At 41.0% G+C, this 18,378-nt stretch carries 11 protein-coding genes and 1 tRNA gene; 4 read left to right on the top strand and 8 right to left on the bottom strand.

The genetic code is table 11. The annotated features are described in order from the left end of the window. Positions 1–238: 238 nt before the first annotated feature. Both J2X77_RS14600 and J2X77_RS14595 read left to right on the top strand, forming a co-directional pair. Entirely contained in the window at positions 239–1,414 is a 1,176-nt protein-coding gene (locus tag J2X77_RS14600; RefSeq protein ID WP_209574341.1) for an acyl-CoA dehydrogenase family protein, read from the top strand. A gap of 32 nt (positions 1,415–1,446) precedes the next feature. After that, positions 1,447–3,561: a 3-hydroxyacyl-CoA dehydrogenase NAD-binding domain-containing protein gene (locus J2X77_RS14595; RefSeq protein WP_209574343.1), complete on the top strand. Its 2,115-nt coding sequence runs from the start codon at positions 1,447–1,449 to the stop codon at positions 3,559–3,561. Between the two features lie 167 nt (positions 3,562–3,728). Here the strand turns inward: J2X77_RS14595 and J2X77_RS14590 are convergent, their stop codons facing one another. The 8 genes from J2X77_RS14590 to J2X77_RS14555 all read right to left on the bottom strand — a co-directional run bounded on the left by J2X77_RS14590 (position 3,729) and on the right by J2X77_RS14555 (position 13,066). Further along, positions 3,729–5,186 (bottom strand): bifunctional 2-methylcitrate dehydratase/aconitate hydratase, encoded by a 1,458-nt coding sequence (locus tag J2X77_RS14590; protein WP_310081288.1) that lies wholly within the window; start codon positions 5,184–5,186, stop codon positions 3,729–3,731. A gap of 117 nt (positions 5,187–5,303) precedes the next feature. Next, the gene (gene prpC, locus J2X77_RS14585) at positions 5,304–6,455 is read right to left on the bottom strand and encodes a 2-methylcitrate synthase (RefSeq protein ID WP_209574347.1); all 1,152 of its coding nucleotides are present in this window, start codon (positions 6,453–6,455) and stop codon (positions 5,304–5,306) included. 9 nt (positions 6,456–6,464) lie between these two features. Continuing rightward, complete coding sequence (gene prpB / locus J2X77_RS14580) at positions 6,465–7,340, bottom strand: methylisocitrate lyase (protein ID WP_209574349.1); 876 nt, start codon at positions 7,338–7,340, stop codon at positions 6,465–6,467. 297 nt (positions 7,341–7,637) lie between these two features. After that, a complete protein-coding gene (prfH, locus tag J2X77_RS14575; RefSeq protein WP_209574351.1) occupies positions 7,638–8,264 on the bottom strand; it encodes a peptide chain release factor H in 627 nt (208 codons plus the stop codon). A 1-nt stretch (position 8,265) separates the two neighbouring features. Further along, complete coding sequence (locus tag J2X77_RS14570; protein WP_209574352.1) at positions 8,266–9,657, bottom strand: RtcB family protein; 1,392 nt, start codon at positions 9,655–9,657, stop codon at positions 8,266–8,268. A 534-nt stretch (positions 9,658–10,191) separates the two neighbouring features. Beyond that, on the bottom strand, positions 10,192–11,505 hold the full coding sequence (locus tag J2X77_RS14565; RefSeq protein WP_209574354.1) for a PDZ domain-containing protein: 1,314 nt from the start codon (positions 11,503–11,505) through the stop codon (positions 10,192–10,194). A gap of 629 nt (positions 11,506–12,134) precedes the next feature. Then, positions 12,135–12,214 (bottom strand) — tRNA-Leu (locus tag J2X77_RS14560). A gap of 114 nt (positions 12,215–12,328) precedes the next feature. After that, positions 12,329–13,066, bottom strand: coding sequence for an SIMPL domain-containing protein (locus tag J2X77_RS14555; RefSeq protein ID WP_209574356.1), 738 nt, complete (start codon positions 13,064–13,066; stop codon positions 12,329–12,331). Between the two features lie 94 nt (positions 13,067–13,160). Here J2X77_RS14555 and J2X77_RS14550 point away from each other — a divergent pair, with 94 nt between their 5' ends. Continuing rightward, positions 13,161–15,980 carry a prolyl oligopeptidase family serine peptidase gene (locus J2X77_RS14550; RefSeq protein ID WP_209574358.1) on the top strand — a complete coding sequence of 940 codons (2,820 nt, stop codon included), beginning with the start codon at positions 13,161–13,163 and terminating at the stop codon, positions 15,978–15,980. Positions 15,981–16,154: 174 nt separating this feature from the next. Then, the gene (locus J2X77_RS14545) at positions 16,155–18,344 is read left to right on the top strand and encodes a glutamine synthetase III (RefSeq protein ID WP_209574360.1); all 2,190 of its coding nucleotides are present in this window, start codon (positions 16,155–16,157) and stop codon (positions 18,342–18,344) included. Positions 18,345–18,378 lie beyond the last annotated feature (34 nt).

Here is an 18,378-nt window from a genome sequence, read left to right as displayed (position 1 = left end):
AAAAAATTTAACAGATACAGCACAACAACGCCGTTTTATTTTTACACATTAAAACAGAATAAATAGCAAAAAAACATTTGAAAAACTTCCCTACTTAAACAATTGAACGAAAAATAAAGAATAAATATTTGTAAAAAGCCAAAGCTTTTAATTAAATTAGTATAGGTAATATCCCGAAAGAGCAGATACGTAAACGCGCTCGTATTTCAAAAATAACCAATAAGGAAAATAAACGATTATGCATACAGTCAGGTTCACAGCCGAACATCATATTTTTCGCGATACACTTCGCGCATTTATTCAAAAAGAAATTACACCTTACATCGACGACTGGGAAAATAGAGGTGAAATAGATCGGAATATTTGGAAAAAAATGGGTGATATGGGACTTATGGGACTAAATATGCCAGAAGCTTACGGCGGAGTAGACCTGGATTTCTATTATTCCTTGATCCTTTGTGAAGAATTATCATCTTGCTTTTCTGGAGGATTTACTATTTCCGCACTTGTTATTCAGTTTATGTCCGCTCCTTACTTACTCAAATATGGTTCAGAGGATCTAAAAGCACGTTATCTTCAGCCCGTTATTGCAGGTGATATGGTCAGTGCTGTGGCTATAACGGAACCCGGAGCCGGTTCTGATGTAAAGCAAATCAAGACAACAGCCGTACGCGATGGAGATTTTTATATTGTCAACGGGTCTAAAACTTTTATCACTAATGGGTATTATGGTGATTTCTTTATTACAGCTGTCAAGACATCTCCTGAACAGGGTACAAAGGGTATCAGCTTGCTACTTATGGATCGAAATGCAACTGGCGTTTCGTCAAGCAAAATCAAAAAACTAGGCTGGCATGCCTCTGATACAGCTGAATTAGGATTTAACAACGTTCGGGTCCCTATTTCGCACCTCATTGGTAAAGAAGGAGAAGGATTCCGCTACTTAATGGATGGGCTCCAATTGGAACGACTAACTGCAGCTATCCATAGTCTTGCTACCGCGGAATCTGCATTTCAGTATACACTTGACTATGTAGCACAACGTGAAGCCTTCGGCAAGAAAATTCAGGAATTTCAAACCATCCGGCATCGCCTCGCGCAGATGAAAGCGAATATAGCTACGACGAAGGCTTTTATTTACTATTGTTGCGACCTACAAAATCAGCAGGAATATGCCGTGAAGGAATGCTCCATCGCTAAACTACAAGCGAGTGAGCTTGCGCTGAACGTTGTAAATCAATGTCTCCAATTATTTGGTGGCTATGGATTTACAGAAGATTATAAAATCGCCCGGTTATATCGCGATGTGCGTGTAGGAACTATTATTGGCGGCACATCAGAAATCATGCTCGAAATCATCTCCAAAATGACGATAGATCATGTAACCTATCCATCCAAAAGTTCCAATCAATAATCGAAGTAACGCAACACCTATTGCCAAGTATTATGCAGGAAAACGAATCTTATAGGACACATCCCCTCTTTTGGGTAGAACAGGACGATCATCATATCATTACAATAAGCCCCATCTCAACGGCAATAGCCGAGCCGCTGGATATTGTGGGTTATCTCACGCAATTTGTTGACCTGGTCACGCTTGTTCTCGAAACGAAAGAAATCAAAGGCGTTGTGTATACTTGCCCTATTCAAGATGAAAAAATCGAATATATTCAGTTATTTGAGCAATTTTCACTGAGCCGTGCAACTTCTTCAAACTTATACACGCTTCTATCAAAGGTATTGCGCTGGAAAACGTTTAATATACCTATTGTTTCCATTTTTACTGGTAATTGTTCAGGCATAGCACTAGCAAGTATGTTGTGGTCTAGCTATCGAATTACACCAACACAAATAGAATTAGGCTTCCCCGAAGCTCAATACGGGCTGTTTACAGCTTTTGGTACAACCGTCTACTTACCACCATTGATCGGTGCCAACGATGCGCTCCGCTTGCTGACACAAGGCAAACTTTGGAATAGTGAGGAAGCCCACAACCTGGGATTGGTAGACGAATTAGCGTATCACTCCGATGACTGCCTATATTTAGCCAAAACCTCGATCCGCCATACACCTCAATGTTTTGATAAACAAGAGAGTCGGCATACCGACAAAATAACAGCCGACGCAGTCTTCAATATTCAAAAAAAGGCACGCGGTTTATATCCCGGCATAAATGCTGTTATTGAGTTATTAACAGCAAACTCTTCATCCAGCCCTCTTGAAATCGCCGAGAAGGAAGCACAGTTATACCTGGAAACCTTCAGCCTTCCCGAGACATTGAGTATGGTCCGCACACTGCATTACGGCGTAAAATCAGCAAAATCATCCACGAAGATCACACATGGTAACGACTACAACCTAAAAAAAATCGGCATATTGGGCGCCGGTATGATGGGATCTGGTATAGCTTATGAAGCTGCGCGAGCGGGAATTGAGGTCGTTTTAAAAGATGTTACACTCAACCAAGCTGAACAGGGCAAAGCCTATTCCAATCGGATATGCAAAAAACTATTCTCTTTCGGTGGCATCACCTCCTCACAACAACACCAATTACTTGCTCGTATCAAACCCACCGATCAAATGGCAGATCTTGACGGATCTGATTGCGTTATTGAAGCGGTATTTGAAGATTTCCACCTTAAAGCACAAGTAACACGACAAAGCTTACCTTATTTACACCAAGATGGGTTCTTCGCCACAAATACCACATCATTGCCCATTACCGAGCTTGCAAAAGCATCCAACAATCCCGAAAATTTTATAGGTATGCATTTTTTTTCTCCGGTAGATCGCATGCCCCTTGTCGAAATCATTTGCGGTAAACAAACCGCACAAAAAACTTTAGAGAAAGCACTTATTACAGCTTCACGCCTAAATAAAGTTCCGATAGTCGTACATGATGGTCCTGGCTTCTTCACTTCGCGCGTATTCTTCAACTATTTACTCGAAGGTATTACCATGGTCCTGGAGGGTATCTCACCGGAGCTGATCGAACAAGAAGCGGCGGCAGCAGGATTTGCAGTGGGGCCCTTGGCAGTATTGGACGAAATTTCCCTGGAACTGATGTTACATGTTTACGATCAATTACCTCGGCTGCATGCCAGCCAGAAGCGCGCATATAACTACCTGAAATCGCTAGTCGACCAGGGAAGAAAAGGAAAAAAATGGGGAGCAGGATTCTACGATTACGCAAGTGAAAACAAAACGATTTGGAAGAATCCCAAAATTTCATCTTTAAAGGAAAATGTAAAGCCTACGACAATTCATAAACGTTTGTTGCATGTCATGGCATTAGATAGTTATCGATGCCTCGAAGAAGGCATACTCGATCAGCCCATCGACGGTGACATCGGCGCTATTTTAGGCGTAGGTTATGCCTCTTATACCGGTGGAGTATTTAGCCACATCGACCGCACAACGCTTCCGGTTTTCGTGGCCGAATGTCAGGTATTTCAGTCCCTTGGCGATCAATGGGACATCCCCGAATCTTTAAAAAAACTGGCGAACAAGAATTTCAGATTTTATCATGGCTTCGAGTCAAACTGGCCCTGTATCAGCTAACTTGAATTTGAGACTGCTGCTGCATGCTCCGATGCGAATCTAATAGCTGATTATAAAAATACGAAGAGGTACAGTATACCTATTACAATCTTAAAACAGCGTAGTGATTTAGTGATGTAGCGAGGTAATAAAAAAAGTAGGGCGACATTGAATGCCGCCCTACTTCGCTACCATTGGCGGACAAACAAATCCATGAGATGCGAAACATCCTGCTCAAGGAATGTATCGTAGTCCAAAGTTGCAGCAAGGATGGTTTGCTGTTGCTTTTCCGAAAATACACGAGCAAGATTTGTTTTGTATTTTTCAATTAACTTAGGAATACCTTCTGCCCTACGCCTGGGATGACCTATCGGATATTCAACCACTAATTCAGGCAATATTGTACCGTCAATCAATTCAATTGTCAAACCGTTTGATATTGCACGTTTTTGAGGATCGTGATAGTCAGCAGTGAACTGCGCATCTTCAACACAGGAAATTTTATCGCGAAGCGTATCGACTCTCGGATCAGAAGCAATATGATTTTCATAGTCGTCAGCTGTCAACCGGCCAAATATCAACGGAATCGCCACCATGTATTGAATACAGTGATCCCGATCTGCAGGATTGTGTAAAGGCCCCTTTTTATCAATAATACGAATAGCGGCTTCATGTGTGCGGATGGTTACACGAGCGATATCCGCACTGCTCTTTCCAAATTCTTTCAGTTGCTGATAAAGTTGCATAGCAGCTTCAGCTGCAGTCTGCGCATGGAATTCGGCCGGAAAAGAGATTTTAAAAAGAATATTTTCCATTACATAAGATCCATATTCCCGTTGAAATTTAAATGGATTCCCTCGAAAAGATACATCATAAAATCCCCATGTTGGCGCAGTCAAAACAGAGGGGTAGCCCATTTCTCCAGTTTTTGCGATCAACGCGAGCCGAACAGCACGCGAAGTAGCATCTCCGGCAGCCCAGGATTTTCGGCTACCTGTATTTGGTGCGTGTCGATACGTGCGTAATGCTTGCCCGTCAACAAAAGCCAACGAAACCGCATTGAGAAGTTCTTCTCTTGTTAGACCGAGAAGCTTACCTACAACAGCTGTTGAAGCCACCTTCACCAAAATAACATGGTCTATCCCCACCTTATTAAAAGAGTTTTCAAGTGCTAAAACACCTTGTATCTCATGGGCCATAATCATTGCTTCCAGCACCGCTTTAGTCTTTAACGGCTTTTGACCGTTAGCTATATTGATTCGACTCAACCAATCTGCCACTGCTAAAATACCACCCAAATTATCTGATGGATGTCCCCACTCCGCAGCCAGCCAGGTATCATTAAAATCTAGCCATCGAATAATCGTGCCGATATTGAACGCCGCCTGTATCGGATCCAATTGAAAATTTGTACCTGGTACCCGTGCGCCGTTTGGCACAATGGTACCGGCAACAACAGGCCCTAAGAGTTTGGTACAGGCGGGATATGTTAGTGCTTCCAAGCCGCAACCAACTGTGTCGAGAAAACAATAGAAAGCCGTATTCCAAGCGACTTTCCCTCCAATTTGATCGTGTAGAACATAGTCCACAATGTCCACTAAAACCTGATCTGGCTGTGGTCTTTCATTTGATATTGCTGAGCCCATTCGTGTATGTTGTATAAGACTGTCGTTTTATTTATTGATTAAAATCCGCTCTTACGCCTAATTTTCCTAATAGCTATATGCTAACAAAGAGGTTTGGCTTCTTGCCCCCAGTCCTATTTACCGTTCAGAAATAGGCACAAAAGCTCTATTGTCGGGACCAGTGTAATGTGCACTTGGCCGGATAATTTTTCCATCCTGACGCTGTTCGAAGACATGCGCAGACCATCCGGTAATACGTGAGAGGACAAATAAAGGAGTAAACATTTCTGTCGGAATGCCCATGATATGATAGGACACTGCCGAGTACCAATCTAGATTAGGGAACATTTTCTTTTCTTCCCACATGACTTTTTCCAATCGCTCTGCGATCAGATAGAGTGTCATGTTTCCAGCTTCCTCCGAAAGCTCCCTTGCCACTTGTTTTATCACTTCATTTCTTGGGTCAGAGATGGTATATACAGGATGACCAAACCCAATAATAACTTCCTTATTAGCCAATCGTCTCCGGATATCCACTTCCGCCTCATCAGCATTTGCATAACGGCTCTGTATTTCAAAAGCGACCTCATTGGCCCCGCCATGCTTAGGTCCGCGTAACGCACCTATCGCACCAGCTATACAGGAATACATATCAGAACCTGTCCCAGCAATGACCCGCGCTGTAAATGTAGATGCATTAAACTCATGTTCTGCATATAAATTGAGTGAAATTTGCATAGCTCTTACCCAAGAAGCGGCGGGTACCTTTCCATGTAGCAGATGCAGAAAATGGCCACCTAAAGTTGCATCAGCTGTCTCAACCTCAATTTCACGGCCATGCTGACTGAAATGGTACCAGTACAACAGCGCTGAAGCCATTGACGCCATCAGGCGAGTTGCAATATCCCGAGCCCCAGCAATGGGATGGCTTTCTTTTTCGGGTGAAACACTTCCAAAAAAAGATACATAAGTTCGCAAGACGTCCATGGCATGAGCAGTGGATGGCAATTGCTTCAGTACGTGCTGAACAGTAATCGGCAACCCACGCTGACTTAAGATCTGACTTTGATAACTGCTTAATTGCGCCTGAGTTGGTAAGCTCCCATAAACAAGCAGGTAGGCCACCTCCTCAAAACTGGCTTGATGCGCCAACTCCAAGATATCATACCCCCTATAATGCAAATCATTACCACTTTTTCCGACAGTACTCAAAGCGGTATTACCTGCCGGTACACCAGAGAGTGCTACACTTTTTTTAGGCTTAAAACCCGTACCGTTTGTCTCTTCCATCTGATAAAATTATTTATTAAACAATTGATCCAATCGATTTTCATAGGCATAATAATCGATACTTTTGTATAACTCTTCTCTCGTCTGCATGTGCTCGATCATATTAGCCTGTCCGCCATCTCGCCGAATGTGGCGATAAACCTCCGTAGCCGCTTTGTTAGCCGCACGGAAAGCAGAAAGTGGATAAAGAACAATAGAAACGTCCGCCTGACGCAGTTCATCCAGATTAAACAACGGTGTCTGTCCAAATTCGGTGATATTCGCCAAAATAGGGAGGCCAGTCGCGGCACTAAATTGGACGTATTGGTCCAAATGGTGTACTGCTTCAGCAAAGATAAAGTCTGCTCCAGCCTCTTTATATGCGACAGCTCGTTCCAGAGCCAATTCAATACCTTCCGAAGCGAGTGCATCTGTACGTGCACCAATGACAAAATGTTCATCCGTTCGCGCGTCCACTGCCGCTTTTAGGCGGTCGACCATTTCAGAGGAAGAGACCAGTTCTTTACCCGGCCGGTGTCCACAACGTTTAGCACCCACCTGATCCTCCATATGTATTGCTGCTGCACCCACCTTAATTAACGACTTTATCGTTCGGGCAACATTAAAGGCCGACGGACCAAAGCCGGTATCAATATCCACCATCAAAGGGAGATGACATACATTTGTAATGCGATCTACATCAATCAAAACATCGTGAAGTGTGGTAATGCCAAGGTCTGGAACTCCTAATGAACCGGCAGCAACACCACCGCCAGAAAGATAAATTGCCTTAAAACCGGCCTGATCAGCCAAAAGAGCATGATTAGCATTAATGGCTCCAACAATTTGCAATGGTTTTTCGTTCTTAATCGCTTCCCTAAAGAGGAAACCTGGGGATTTTATCATAATATAGAATTTGAAATTCCAAGCCCTGCAATTACCTTTAGATACAGGCAACAGCGACTAATTTAGTTTACGTAGTCTAAACACTCTTCTTTAGAGCGTTCTTCTTAAAGATACAAATTAACACACCAATAAAACAAATTAATTTCTAAACGCAAGGTTATTTACAGAAGAAAATACGGCTATAAACAAAAAAGCACTTCACCTAATTTAAGAAGCCCTGAACTTAGGTTCAAGGCTTCTATCTAAATCCGAATGACCACATGGATCATTGCTTTGTTTATAAATGCACAAAAAAAACTATTTTTCGATAAAATTAGGACCATGAAAAACCCGCTTTGCCTGCCCCCTCTTCACTTCGATTTGATTTTTCCATTTTTGCTCATTGGCCACATTTAACTCCTCACGGCTCAATTCCCTCAAACGCTCCGCTAATCGCAGCAGTGCAATCTCTTTATTCTGCAACTGCGACCTCGTATCCATCACCTGTACACTGATACCGCTAGGAACATGCGTTGCTCTGACTGCTGAACTGACCTTATTAACATGTTGGCCTCCTGCTCCGCTGCTACGCATTGCCTGAAAATAGACATCTTTCAAATGCAGTACATCTTCCTTTGGTACCGGAGAATAGGGTTTTACTTCCACAAACCAATTTTTGCGTTTATGCAAAGGACGAAAGGGACTTTTACAGACCCAACAGACTGTACCAATCCATTTATCCAACAATTGATCCAGATCATTTCCCCTCAGCCGGAAGGTCGAAGAACAGGGAAGTCCATCAATTTCTTCTGTTTCTAATTCTTCGGCTATTGCCCCAACTTTGCTCGCTTCAAGAGTGATGCGGCTAGCGACTAGCCTAACCGCCAAATTACATTCCTTAGGACCTCGTCCTGAGGTAACTTGCAAGTACTTTTCCTCCATCATATTATTTATCCATACGAACGATCTTCGGACTGAATGTACCGAGAACACTAACCAGTTCTTGCTGTAAGTTCATTACCCGATCAATATCTTTGTAAGCTCGCGGTGATTCATCCAATGCCCCACCAATTAAATGCACCCCATGGGCTTCCAGATCTTTCATCATGGCGCTTTTTGTCAGACTGTTTTTACAGGCTGACCTCGACATAACACGCCCAGCTCCATGTGAAGCAGACTGTAAACTTAGTGGGTTTCCCTTCCCCTCCACAATAAATCCTAGCGCTGTCATAGAACCAGGGATTATCCCCAGCACACGATCACCAGCAGGCGTTGCGCCCTTCCGGTGAACGATACATTCTTCACCATTCACAAGTTCCTTCCAGGCGAAATTGTGATGGTTTTCGATCGTTACGATGGGATTACCCCCAAGTGCTTTCGCCAGACGTCGATGAATATCTGCATGACAGGCCTGTGCATATTCTCCCGCCAAATTCATTGCCATCCAATATTCCTGTCCCTCTTGGCTTGCTAAATCCAGCCAGGCCAAATGCTGCACGTGGCGCGGTAAGGGACATTGCTGTACAGCAAGAGCTGTATAATGTTTAGCGATATGCGCGCCCAGTCCTCGAGAGCCACTATGGGATAAGATTCCCAGATACTGCCCTGGACTTATTCCCCATTCATCCCTCACGGTATGAAGTTCAACTATACCAAATTCAACGAAATGATTACCGCTGCCGGAAGTCCCAAACTGTCTGTACGCTTTACCTAACAGCTCTTTGAGCATCGGAATGTCCTGAAATTCAGCTCTGCTGAAAATAGCGTGATCATGTTTATCACGATGTGTTTCATTTAAACCAAATTTGGTATTTTCCTTCAATATATTTCTAAGTTGAAATTCTCTCCCTTTGAAATAACTACCCGGCAAATCGAATAGCGACAGACTCATCCGACAACCGATATCGACACCTACGCCATATGGTATTACGGCATTTTCTACAGCCAGCACGCCTCCAATAGGAAGCCCGTAACCCGTATGTGCATCCGGTAGCAATGCACCTTGTCTTGAAATTGGTAATCTCAAAGCATCATACAATTGCCTTTTGGCCTGCTCATCAATTTCATTCTCTCCAAATATGCTAAATGGAGCAGGATGTGAATGCAGTTCCTGCATGCGCAGCTCAACGGGCTTAACCAACCCTTCAGATACTTTGCCCCATATTTTATGCCCCATAAACCGCTCTGGAGCTTCTAACAGCTCCGTAAGTTCAAGAAGAATCGTTGTTTTTTCTTCTTTCTTACGATACCTTGTGATCAGCCCTAAAGCTGTATTAATTACATTATTTTTAGGAAATCCTATTTTAACTAGATCTTTCCCTGATAATTTACTTCCCATTTTTATTAAAAAAATAAACAGTTAACGGTCAATCTGTTCTTGCGAATCAAATTGACAGCATGTTGAAAAAATTCGGGAACATATTTTGGATATAAAACGTTTAATTCTGCGAATTATCCTCCAGCGGCGCGCGCAACATCGCTTCTATTCCTGTGATGTGTACGCACAAAGACACAAAGCGATCATCGCCTATTGCGGTTAGCTCGTTTAATTGAACATCAAATCCGGATAATAAAAAAAGCCCGAATGAACTTCGGCTTCTTGATTTGTATAAATTGGTTTTCCAAAAGAATTAAGCTACTTGACAATTCATCCTAGCGGATTGAATCTATCAGGATACGCTTATATTTCGAACAATATCTTACATCTTACAAAAAGCACGAAGAATGCTTTCGGCAAATCCATTTGCCTTAAAAGCTTGCTGTGTTATCTTTCTAGCGACCAACATATCTCTTCGTATTTAAAGTGTTAAAATTATAATAATATTGAGCGCAAATATAAGTATATTTAGATAATAAAAAAACAGAAGCTATTTTAATCTACGTTGAATGGAAGAGGATCTTTTAATACAAATTTAAAATCCACTGTATTCCCGCCCCTCATCACACGAAAACGCATCTCCTTACCCTCTTCAGATTTAAAAAGATTATGAATCGACTCCAAAGAAAATGAAGATGCGGACCGACCATTGATCCTTATGACTTTATCATCAGGCAGTAGTCCTGCGATTGCCGCAGGTGACCCCTCACGCACCGTTGCAATCTTATACATATTTCGGAGCACAAAGCGATATTGCACACTATTTCCCATTCTCACCTCTGTACCACCATCTTTTTGAAGGACCACTGGTATTTCTTCTCTTTCGTATTGAATACCATCATGTATAATTTCTAGACCACTCATATTCAAATAATAAAAACGATCAAAATCCTTATTCTTACGGAGATAGATTACTTTATTTGGATAGTCTAAGATGACTTTAAATCGACGCAACAATTCGTTGCCAAGAGAGCCTATCCTTTCACTTACAAATGTCGCATGTTGTAACGAGCTCAACTCAGGATAGGCGACAAGCGGATAATTCATTGTAAACGGACCGAGTTCGAGCGACCGTATTCTATTTCTTTTCCCGTAAATCTCGCCATTAAAGCCTTGCCCAATATAGTCATCGATAAAAGGAGGTTTAATATCGAAATTATTTAACTTCGAAGGTATAAGCATCAAAGCATCGCTATTTCCCATATCAATCAATACTCGGCCATCGATCACGGCATCATCCTGTCTGAAAGCAACTGCAATATAGGGGCGGCTATTTACAATATCCAACGGTAAACATTGCATTTTCTCCAGCCCCTTGGGCCGATTTGTCTTAGGAAATAACGTGATGCGATGTTTTTGGAAATTAATTTCTATCATGTGGTTTTCAAAAAAACGACTTCCCATAATGCCATTTACCTCTACTCCTATGCGAGTAGAGATATCAATATGAGCATTTTGTAGAATGTATATTGGCTGGTCCAAATCTTCATATACACCAGCTATATTTACATGGTTATTAATCGACAAATAACCATCCAGTCCCTCTTCACGACCTAAACCCTGAAATTTGTTGACAAAAACGGCGGTATCGATTGATTTTAATGTCTCGCCAAATATCATAGTTTCCTTTACGCCTGTATCCAAGAGGAAGTTCATCGTATAACCATTCACCAAAACTGGAATGATGACCAAGTTATGTACAAAGAGGAAAGAAAATTTAGCCTGCTTTTTTCCATTCAATACAAAGCCTACTTGCCCCTGAGTGAGGAGAAAGCAGAACAATCCCAGCGATAGAAAAAATACCTTCATTCAAGTTTACATTTGGTATTTCCAATTTAAACAACAAAATTCATATAAAAAAAGGTTTTTAAAAGGCGAAAACTGCCTGACCAATTTTCAATCTTTTATCGCCAGTTTTTTACCCGAGAAAACGACATGTTGTTGTACCGTATTGCATCTGCTTTTAAATCCTTCCGGACCGGATCCTATCGTATACCTATGTTAATATAAATGCTGGAAACGGAGACAAACCGAGTCTGAAAACAGTAAAACCAAACCGTTATTGACCATGCTAGAATTGGCATAGTTGCAATTAACTAAGATAACTAATAAAACTAGGATATCCTAATACCAACTTGTACCAAAAAACAATATTTACTTTATATATGGACAGTAATCAGTCACTGCTTATTCAATTCTCACTGAGTCATCACTGAACGAACACTGAACAAACACTGAACAAGTAGTGACGTAACGGTTAAATTGGTTGCCATTTGATCGCCATCAGGTGTAGCTAAAAAATTAAGAGAAAAAAAGGCAGGGAACTTCGCTTATGTAACAAAAAAGGATCATCTCGGCGTGATCATCGGATGTGATGATTCATTGAAAAAAGCCCATAAACCAAAAAAGCCTCTTTACTAAAGTAAAGAGGCTCTGCGTACCCGGAGCCGGAGTCGAACCGGCACGGTTTCCCACTGGTGTTTGAGACCAGCGCGTCTACCAATTCCGCCATCCGGGCATATCCGTTTGGGATGATGCAAAAGTAGGTTTTTTCGTGAAAAAGAGAAAACTTTTTGAATAAATTTACCGTATAAATGAATATAAAGCTGAAATTCAGCCAAATAATTTTCTATCAGTTACTCAGATAACTTGCTCTGACGGTAATGTTCGCCGTTTTTTTCCGTGAGGTTGTATTAAACACCCCCCCAGAGGAATATTCTTCGTTATCATTTTGACCAGTTATCTGAAAAATTCCAAGATCTGCCTTTACAAGGTTGCCCAATTCGGCATTCGACTCGGTTGCAATATTATTAGCACGCTGATGTGCATTTTTTGAGGCTTGCGAAATAAGTTCCAATTTCAGATCTTCCAGCTTAGAATAATAATAATTAGGGGTACTTGAACTGAGCTCAATTCCTTTGGAAATTAACGTGGATATCTCTCTTGAGGCATTATCCACCTTGTTCAAATCTTTCGATTCCACACTCACCGTCTGAGACAAAGTATATCCAGAAAAAGTATTGTAACCATTGCCCTTCCCATCAGTATGGTATTCAAAGTCCTTCGCAATGTTGACAGCTTCAAAACGGATCTCGCCGGCTTTCACCCCTTGTTGAACTAAAAATTCCCGAACCAAATCACGATCTGTTGCCAATTGAGCAGAGGCTGCACTCAACTCGAAGTTTTTTCTGCTGAAAGTAGCGCTCCATTTGACCAAATCGGACTCAAAATCCTTTTTGGCATTCCCATTTACGGTGATCGTCTGCATGGATTTGAACTTATATCGGTATGCGGCTCCCACGATCCAGGCAGTGACTACGATTACAAGCCCCAAGATAACTGAAGCAATAATAGAGGATGAAGATTTCATAACCAGTTTTTTATGTTTACGTAACAATGAATATACCAAAAAATCAACGGTTTTTTATTTTTTATAGATAAATTGCGACAAAAAGTATTAAAATATGAATAAGAAAAATATCTGTATTCCATTTTGTTTTCTAGCAGCGTTTGCTGCCCATGCTCAAAAGAAACCGTTGGATCATACAGTATATGATGGTTGGCAAAATATCTCCGCGCCATACATCAGTAAATCAGGTAAATTTATCCTATTTCAAGTCATCCCCCAAGAAGGAGACGGTCAACTTTTTTTAAAAACAAAAGATAGCAAAGAAATCGCTCAAATTCCTAGAGGCTATAATGCGAAGTTAACGGATAATGAAAATAATTTAGTAAGCTTGATCAAAGCCCCGTTTGCAGCCACCCGGGAGGCTAAGATCAAAAAGAAAAAAGCTGAAGATCTTCCCAAAGACTCACTCGGCATTTACAATTTAACAACCTTTGCCCTCGTTAAATTTCCGCAGGTAAAGTCCTATAAAATTTCCGAGCAGAACAATAATTTCGTTTCTTTCCTTTTTGATAAAGAAGTAAGTGAGCAAGCCACACCAAATGCTGCCACAAATGCTGGTTCAAAAAATAAGAACAGTGATAAAAAGAAAAAGACGATTGCAACTCTTGCTTTATACGATTTAAATACTGGAGATTCCGTCCAATTTTCGGCTGTAGATCAGTATGAATGGAACAAAACAGGGTCGAAAATCGTTTTCTCCAAAAAAACAGATACAAAAGACAGCTTATCAAAAGAGTCTGGTGTATACCTTTACGAATTAGCAACCAAAAAGCTCAAAAAGATATCAAATGGAAAAGGCAATTACAAAAATTTCAAGTTTGATGATGCAGGCGATCAGCTCGCTTACTTAGGGGACCTCTCAAATGAAAAAGCATTACTAAAAAATTATAAGCTATATTATTATACAAATGCGATAGATACAGCCCAATATCTTGCAACACAAACCAGCAACGGCATACCTAAAAACTGGGCCGTTAGCGGAGATGGTGAAATCCGTTTTAGTAAAAATGGAGAGAAGTTGTTTTTTGGAATAGCACCAATACCTCGTGTCAAAGATACCACCCTAGTGGATTTCGAGCATGCGAAAGTGGATGTTTGGCATTGGCAAGACGACTACTTACAACCTATGCAGCTGGTAAATCTGAAGAAAGAACTCGCAAGAAACTTCTTGGCGGTCACTTACCCCCAATATAATCGCACGATTATTTCGCTGACAGACAATACGTTTAATTCAACTTCACTTACCCCAGATGCAAACGGGGAATATATCTTGGCGCGAACTGATTTCGGCAAACGAATTGAAAGCCAATGGGAAGGTAGTACACGGGATGACATTTACCTGGTCTCGACGAAAACAGGGAATAAAGAATTAATTCTTTCAAACTTTTCAGGAAATGCGATTTTAAGTCCCGATGCAAAATATATTGTGTTTTTTGATCAGGACAGGGGGACTTGGAACTCCTACCACATCAGTTCAAAGAAAAAGATCGTGCTGAATGACGGCATACCCGCATCGTTCTCCGATGAAGAAAATGATATGCCTACCACTCCACAGGGCTATGGTATGGCTGCCTGGACGCCAGACTATAAGGGGATATACGTCAATTCAAGATATGACATCTGGTATTTTAATTTAGACGGCTCAAGTAAATCTATTTTAACCAATGGTTATGGTGCGGCGTCACAGACAACATTCCGTTACTTGCCTTTTAGACGAGAAGAAGACCGCAACCAAGCCACAACACTTGACTATAAAAAGGGCGGCTATCTGACATCCTTCAACAACAAGACTAAAGAATCGGGTTTTTACCAGTTCAAAGGACAACGCAATGACCCAAAAAGCCTCCTGATTGCGCCTAAATCTTTCAAGAACATTAGTGCCTCCGCAGATCAAAAAACCATCCTTTACAGTAAGGAGGATTATATAATGTCTCCCAACCTGTATACAAATACCGCAAAATTCAACGATGAATTACAGTTATCCAATATAAACCAGCAACAGGCTAATTATAATTGGGGTACAGCAGAATTGGTTCACTGGACCACGCCTGAAGGCAATCAAGCGGAAGGTATTCTGTATAAACCGGAAAATTTTGATCCGGCAAAAAAATATCCGATCATCGCTTATTTTTACGAAAAGCTCTCCGATGGTCTATACACCTATCAGGCTCCTGCACCTACCCCTTCGCGTTTAAACATCCCTTATTTCGTTAGTAACGAATATTTGGTCTTCGCACCAAACATCAGTTACAAAACCGGGCACCCTGGCAAATCGGCGGAAGAATACATTAATTCGGGCATGAAATACCTGGCTCAAAACAGCTGGGTTGATAGTACGAAAATGGGAATCCAAGGACAAAGCTGGGGCGGCTATCAAGTGGCACATCTGATTACACGGACGAATATGTATGCGGCAGCCTGGACTGGGGCTCCTGTCGTCAATATGACCTCGGCCTATGGCGGAATACGCTGGCAAAGCGGCATGTCACGTCAATTTCAATACGAACATACACAAAGTCGTATCGGTAAAACGCTATGGGAAGCACCAGAACTCTATATTGAAAATTCACCATTATTCCATTTAGATCAAGTAAATACTCCCGTTGTTATCATGGCAAATGACAATGATGGTGCTGTGCCATGGTATCAAGGGATTGAAATGTTTACCGCATTGCGCCGATTGAAAAAACCTGTATGGATGTTGAATTACAATGGTGACGAGCACAATCTGATGCTGCGACAAAACAGAAAAGATATACAAATTCGAGAGCAGCAGTTCTTCGACCATTTTCTAAAAGGAGCCCCTGCACCCAATTGGATGAAGAAAGGGATTCCAGCCACGGAAAAAGGAATAGACTGGGGACTTGAATTCTAGCACAAAACAATAAAAAGGTGTGATTTTTAAAAATCACACCTTTTTTAATAGCTAAAAACTCTATTTCCCAAATTATTTTTAAAAAAAACATCAAAAAAATTTCAATTTTTAACAAAAACACGATATTTTTGAAAAACAAAATCAACAAAACTGTAATTTAACTACAAAATACAAATGTCGAACCTAAGATTCAAAGCAGTAGAAGCAGCTGGCTCACGCCAAATCGCTTCATTTGAAAAAGTTGAAACTAAAAAAGCAACTGACATCTACGGAAAGAATGTTTTTTCCGTAAACAAAATGAAAGACTACCTTCCTAAAAATTCATATAAGGAGTTAGTTGCATCCATTGAAGAGGGCCAAATTATTTCAAGAGATTTAGCTGAGCATATCTCACAAGCGATGAAAACTTGGGCACTTAATCACGGTGTTTCACATTACACACACTGGTTTCAACCCCTAACTGGTTCGACTGCTGAAAAACACGATGCATTCTTTGAACCTGACGAAAACGGTGAAGCAATTGAAAAATTTACAGCTGACGCATTAGTTCAACAAGAACCAGATGCATCGTCATTTCCGAATGGTGGTATCCGCAACACGTTTGAAGCTAGAGGTTATACTGCTTGGGATCCATCGTCTCCAGCTTTCATCTATGAAACAGGAGCTGGTAAAACACTCTGTATTCCTACGGTTTTTGTTTCTTATACAGGAGAATCATTAGACTATAAAGCACCTTTGTTAAAAGCTATCAATGCCGTTGATAAAGCAGCAACTGATGTCGCTCAATATTTTGATAAATCTGTTACCAAAGTCAATGCCTCTTTAGGCATTGAACAAGAATATTTTTTGGTCGACCTTTCTTTATATAATGCTCGTCCAGACCTTCAATTAACTGGCCGTACGTTATTTGGACACATGTCTGCTAAAGGGCAGCAATTGGAAGATCATTATTTCGGTGCCATTCCAGAACGCGTATTGGCTTACATGGTGGATTTGGAAAATGAAGCTTTAAAATTAGGTATTCCATTAAAAACTCGTCACAACGAGGTTGCTCCGTCGCAATTTGAGTGTGCGCCAATGTATGAAGAGATCAACTTGGCAATCGACCACAACCAATTGTTAATGAACCTCATGGAGCAAGTAGCTTTAAGACATAACTTTAAAGTATTGTTACATGAAAAACCATACTCTGGTGTTAATGGATCGGGTAAACACAACAACTGGTCTCTCATCACAAATACAGGTATAAACTTATTGTCTCCGGGTAAAACTCCGAAGAATAATTTGATGTTTTTGACTTTCTTTGTCAACACCATCAAAGCCGTTTATGAATATGCTGATTTAATGCGCGCTTCTATTGCGAGTGCAAGCAACGACCACCGTTTGGGTGCAAACGAAGCTCCTCCAGCAATTATTTCAATTTTCTTAGGTTCTCAATTGGATGAACTTCTTGAAGAAGTTGAATCGGCCCGCGTCGCTAAAAAAGTGAAAGCAGAGGCGAATTTATGGCATGGAATTCCTAAAGTTCCTGAATTAAAATTAGACAATACAGACCGTAATCGTACATCGCCATTTGCTTTCACCGGTAACAAATTTGAATTTCGCGCGGTCGGTTCTTCGGCAAACTCCGCTTTACCAATGACGGTATTGAATGCAATCGTTGCTGCACAGTTGATCGAGTTCAAAACAGAAGTTGATAAACAAATCAAAAAAGGCACTAAAAAGGATCTCGCGATCTTAAACGTAGTCCGCAAATACATAAAAGATTCAAAAGCGATCCGTTTTGAAGGTAATGGATATAGTGAGGACTGGGAAAAAGAAGCCGAAGCTCGCGGTCTTTCGAACATCAAATCTACACCTAGAGCGCTTGACGTATATGTTAAAGAGGAATCTTTGGCATTGTTTGAGTCGCTCGGTATCTACACAAAACGTGAATCAGAAGCTCGTCATGAGATTTTACTGGAAAACTTCTACAAAAAATTACAGATTGAAGCTCGTGTGATCGAAGAAATGGTTAACAACCAAATCGCTCCTGCGTGTTTCATTTATCAAAATGAATTGATTGAAAACGTCAAAGGATTAAAAGACCTTGGTCTTGCTGCTGCGTCGTTCAGTTCTCAATTGAATTTTGTAGAACGTATATCATCACATGTTAATACCATCTTGGAACAAGCTGAAGCGATGCGCCAAGAACGTAAAAAAGCAAATCAAATCGACGACGTTCGTGAAAGATCAATCGCGTATGATGAATTGGTTAAACCTTACTTTGATGTCATTCGTTATCATGTCAACAAATTGGAGAAAATTGTTGATGATAAAAAATGGCCTCTACCGAAATTAAGAGAAATCTTATTTTTAAGCTAAGATAACTTCCCTAAAACAAAAAGAGCCTGCGATA

Origin of the sequence: Sphingobacterium sp. 2149 (assembly GCF_031455655.1) — a bacterium.
Classification (GTDB): Bacteria; Bacteroidota; Bacteroidia; order Sphingobacteriales; family Sphingobacteriaceae; genus Sphingobacterium.
Note: the sequence above shows the minus strand (reverse complement) of the source record. Positions and strands in the feature narration are given on the sequence as shown.

What these genes read in the sequence shown, in the direction of transcription:
- J2X77_RS14600 (WP_209574341.1), top strand. Translation starts at nt 239, where the DNA reads ATGCATACAGTCAGGTTCACAGCCGAACATCATATTTTTCGCGATACA.
- J2X77_RS14595 (WP_209574343.1), top strand. Translation starts at nt 1,447, where the DNA reads ATGCAGGAAAACGAATCTTATAGGACACATCCCCTCTTTTGGGTAGAA.
- J2X77_RS14590 (WP_310081288.1), bottom strand. Translation starts at nt 5,186, where the DNA reads ATGGGCTCAGCAATATCAAATGAAAGACCACAGCCAGATCAGGTTTTA.
- prpC (WP_209574347.1), bottom strand. Translation starts at nt 6,455, where the DNA reads ATGGAAGAGACAAACGGTACGGGTTTTAAGCCTAAAAAAAGTGTAGCA.
- prpB (WP_209574349.1), bottom strand. Translation starts at nt 7,340, where the DNA reads ATGATAAAATCCCCAGGTTTCCTCTTTAGGGAAGCGATTAAGAACGAA.
- prfH (WP_209574351.1), bottom strand. Translation starts at nt 8,264, where the DNA reads ATGATGGAGGAAAAGTACTTGCAAGTTACCTCAGGACGAGGTCCTAAG.
- J2X77_RS14570 (WP_209574352.1), bottom strand. Translation starts at nt 9,657, where the DNA reads ATGGGAAGTAAATTATCAGGGAAAGATCTAGTTAAAATAGGATTTCCT.
- J2X77_RS14565 (WP_209574354.1), bottom strand. Translation starts at nt 11,505, where the DNA reads ATGAAGGTATTTTTTCTATCGCTGGGATTGTTCTGCTTTCTCCTCACT.
- J2X77_RS14555 (WP_209574356.1), bottom strand. Translation starts at nt 13,066, where the DNA reads ATGAAATCTTCATCCTCTATTATTGCTTCAGTTATCTTGGGGCTTGTA.
- J2X77_RS14550 (WP_209574358.1), top strand. Translation starts at nt 13,161, where the DNA reads ATGAATAAGAAAAATATCTGTATTCCATTTTGTTTTCTAGCAGCGTTT.
- J2X77_RS14545 (WP_209574360.1), top strand. Translation starts at nt 16,155, where the DNA reads ATGTCGAACCTAAGATTCAAAGCAGTAGAAGCAGCTGGCTCACGCCAA.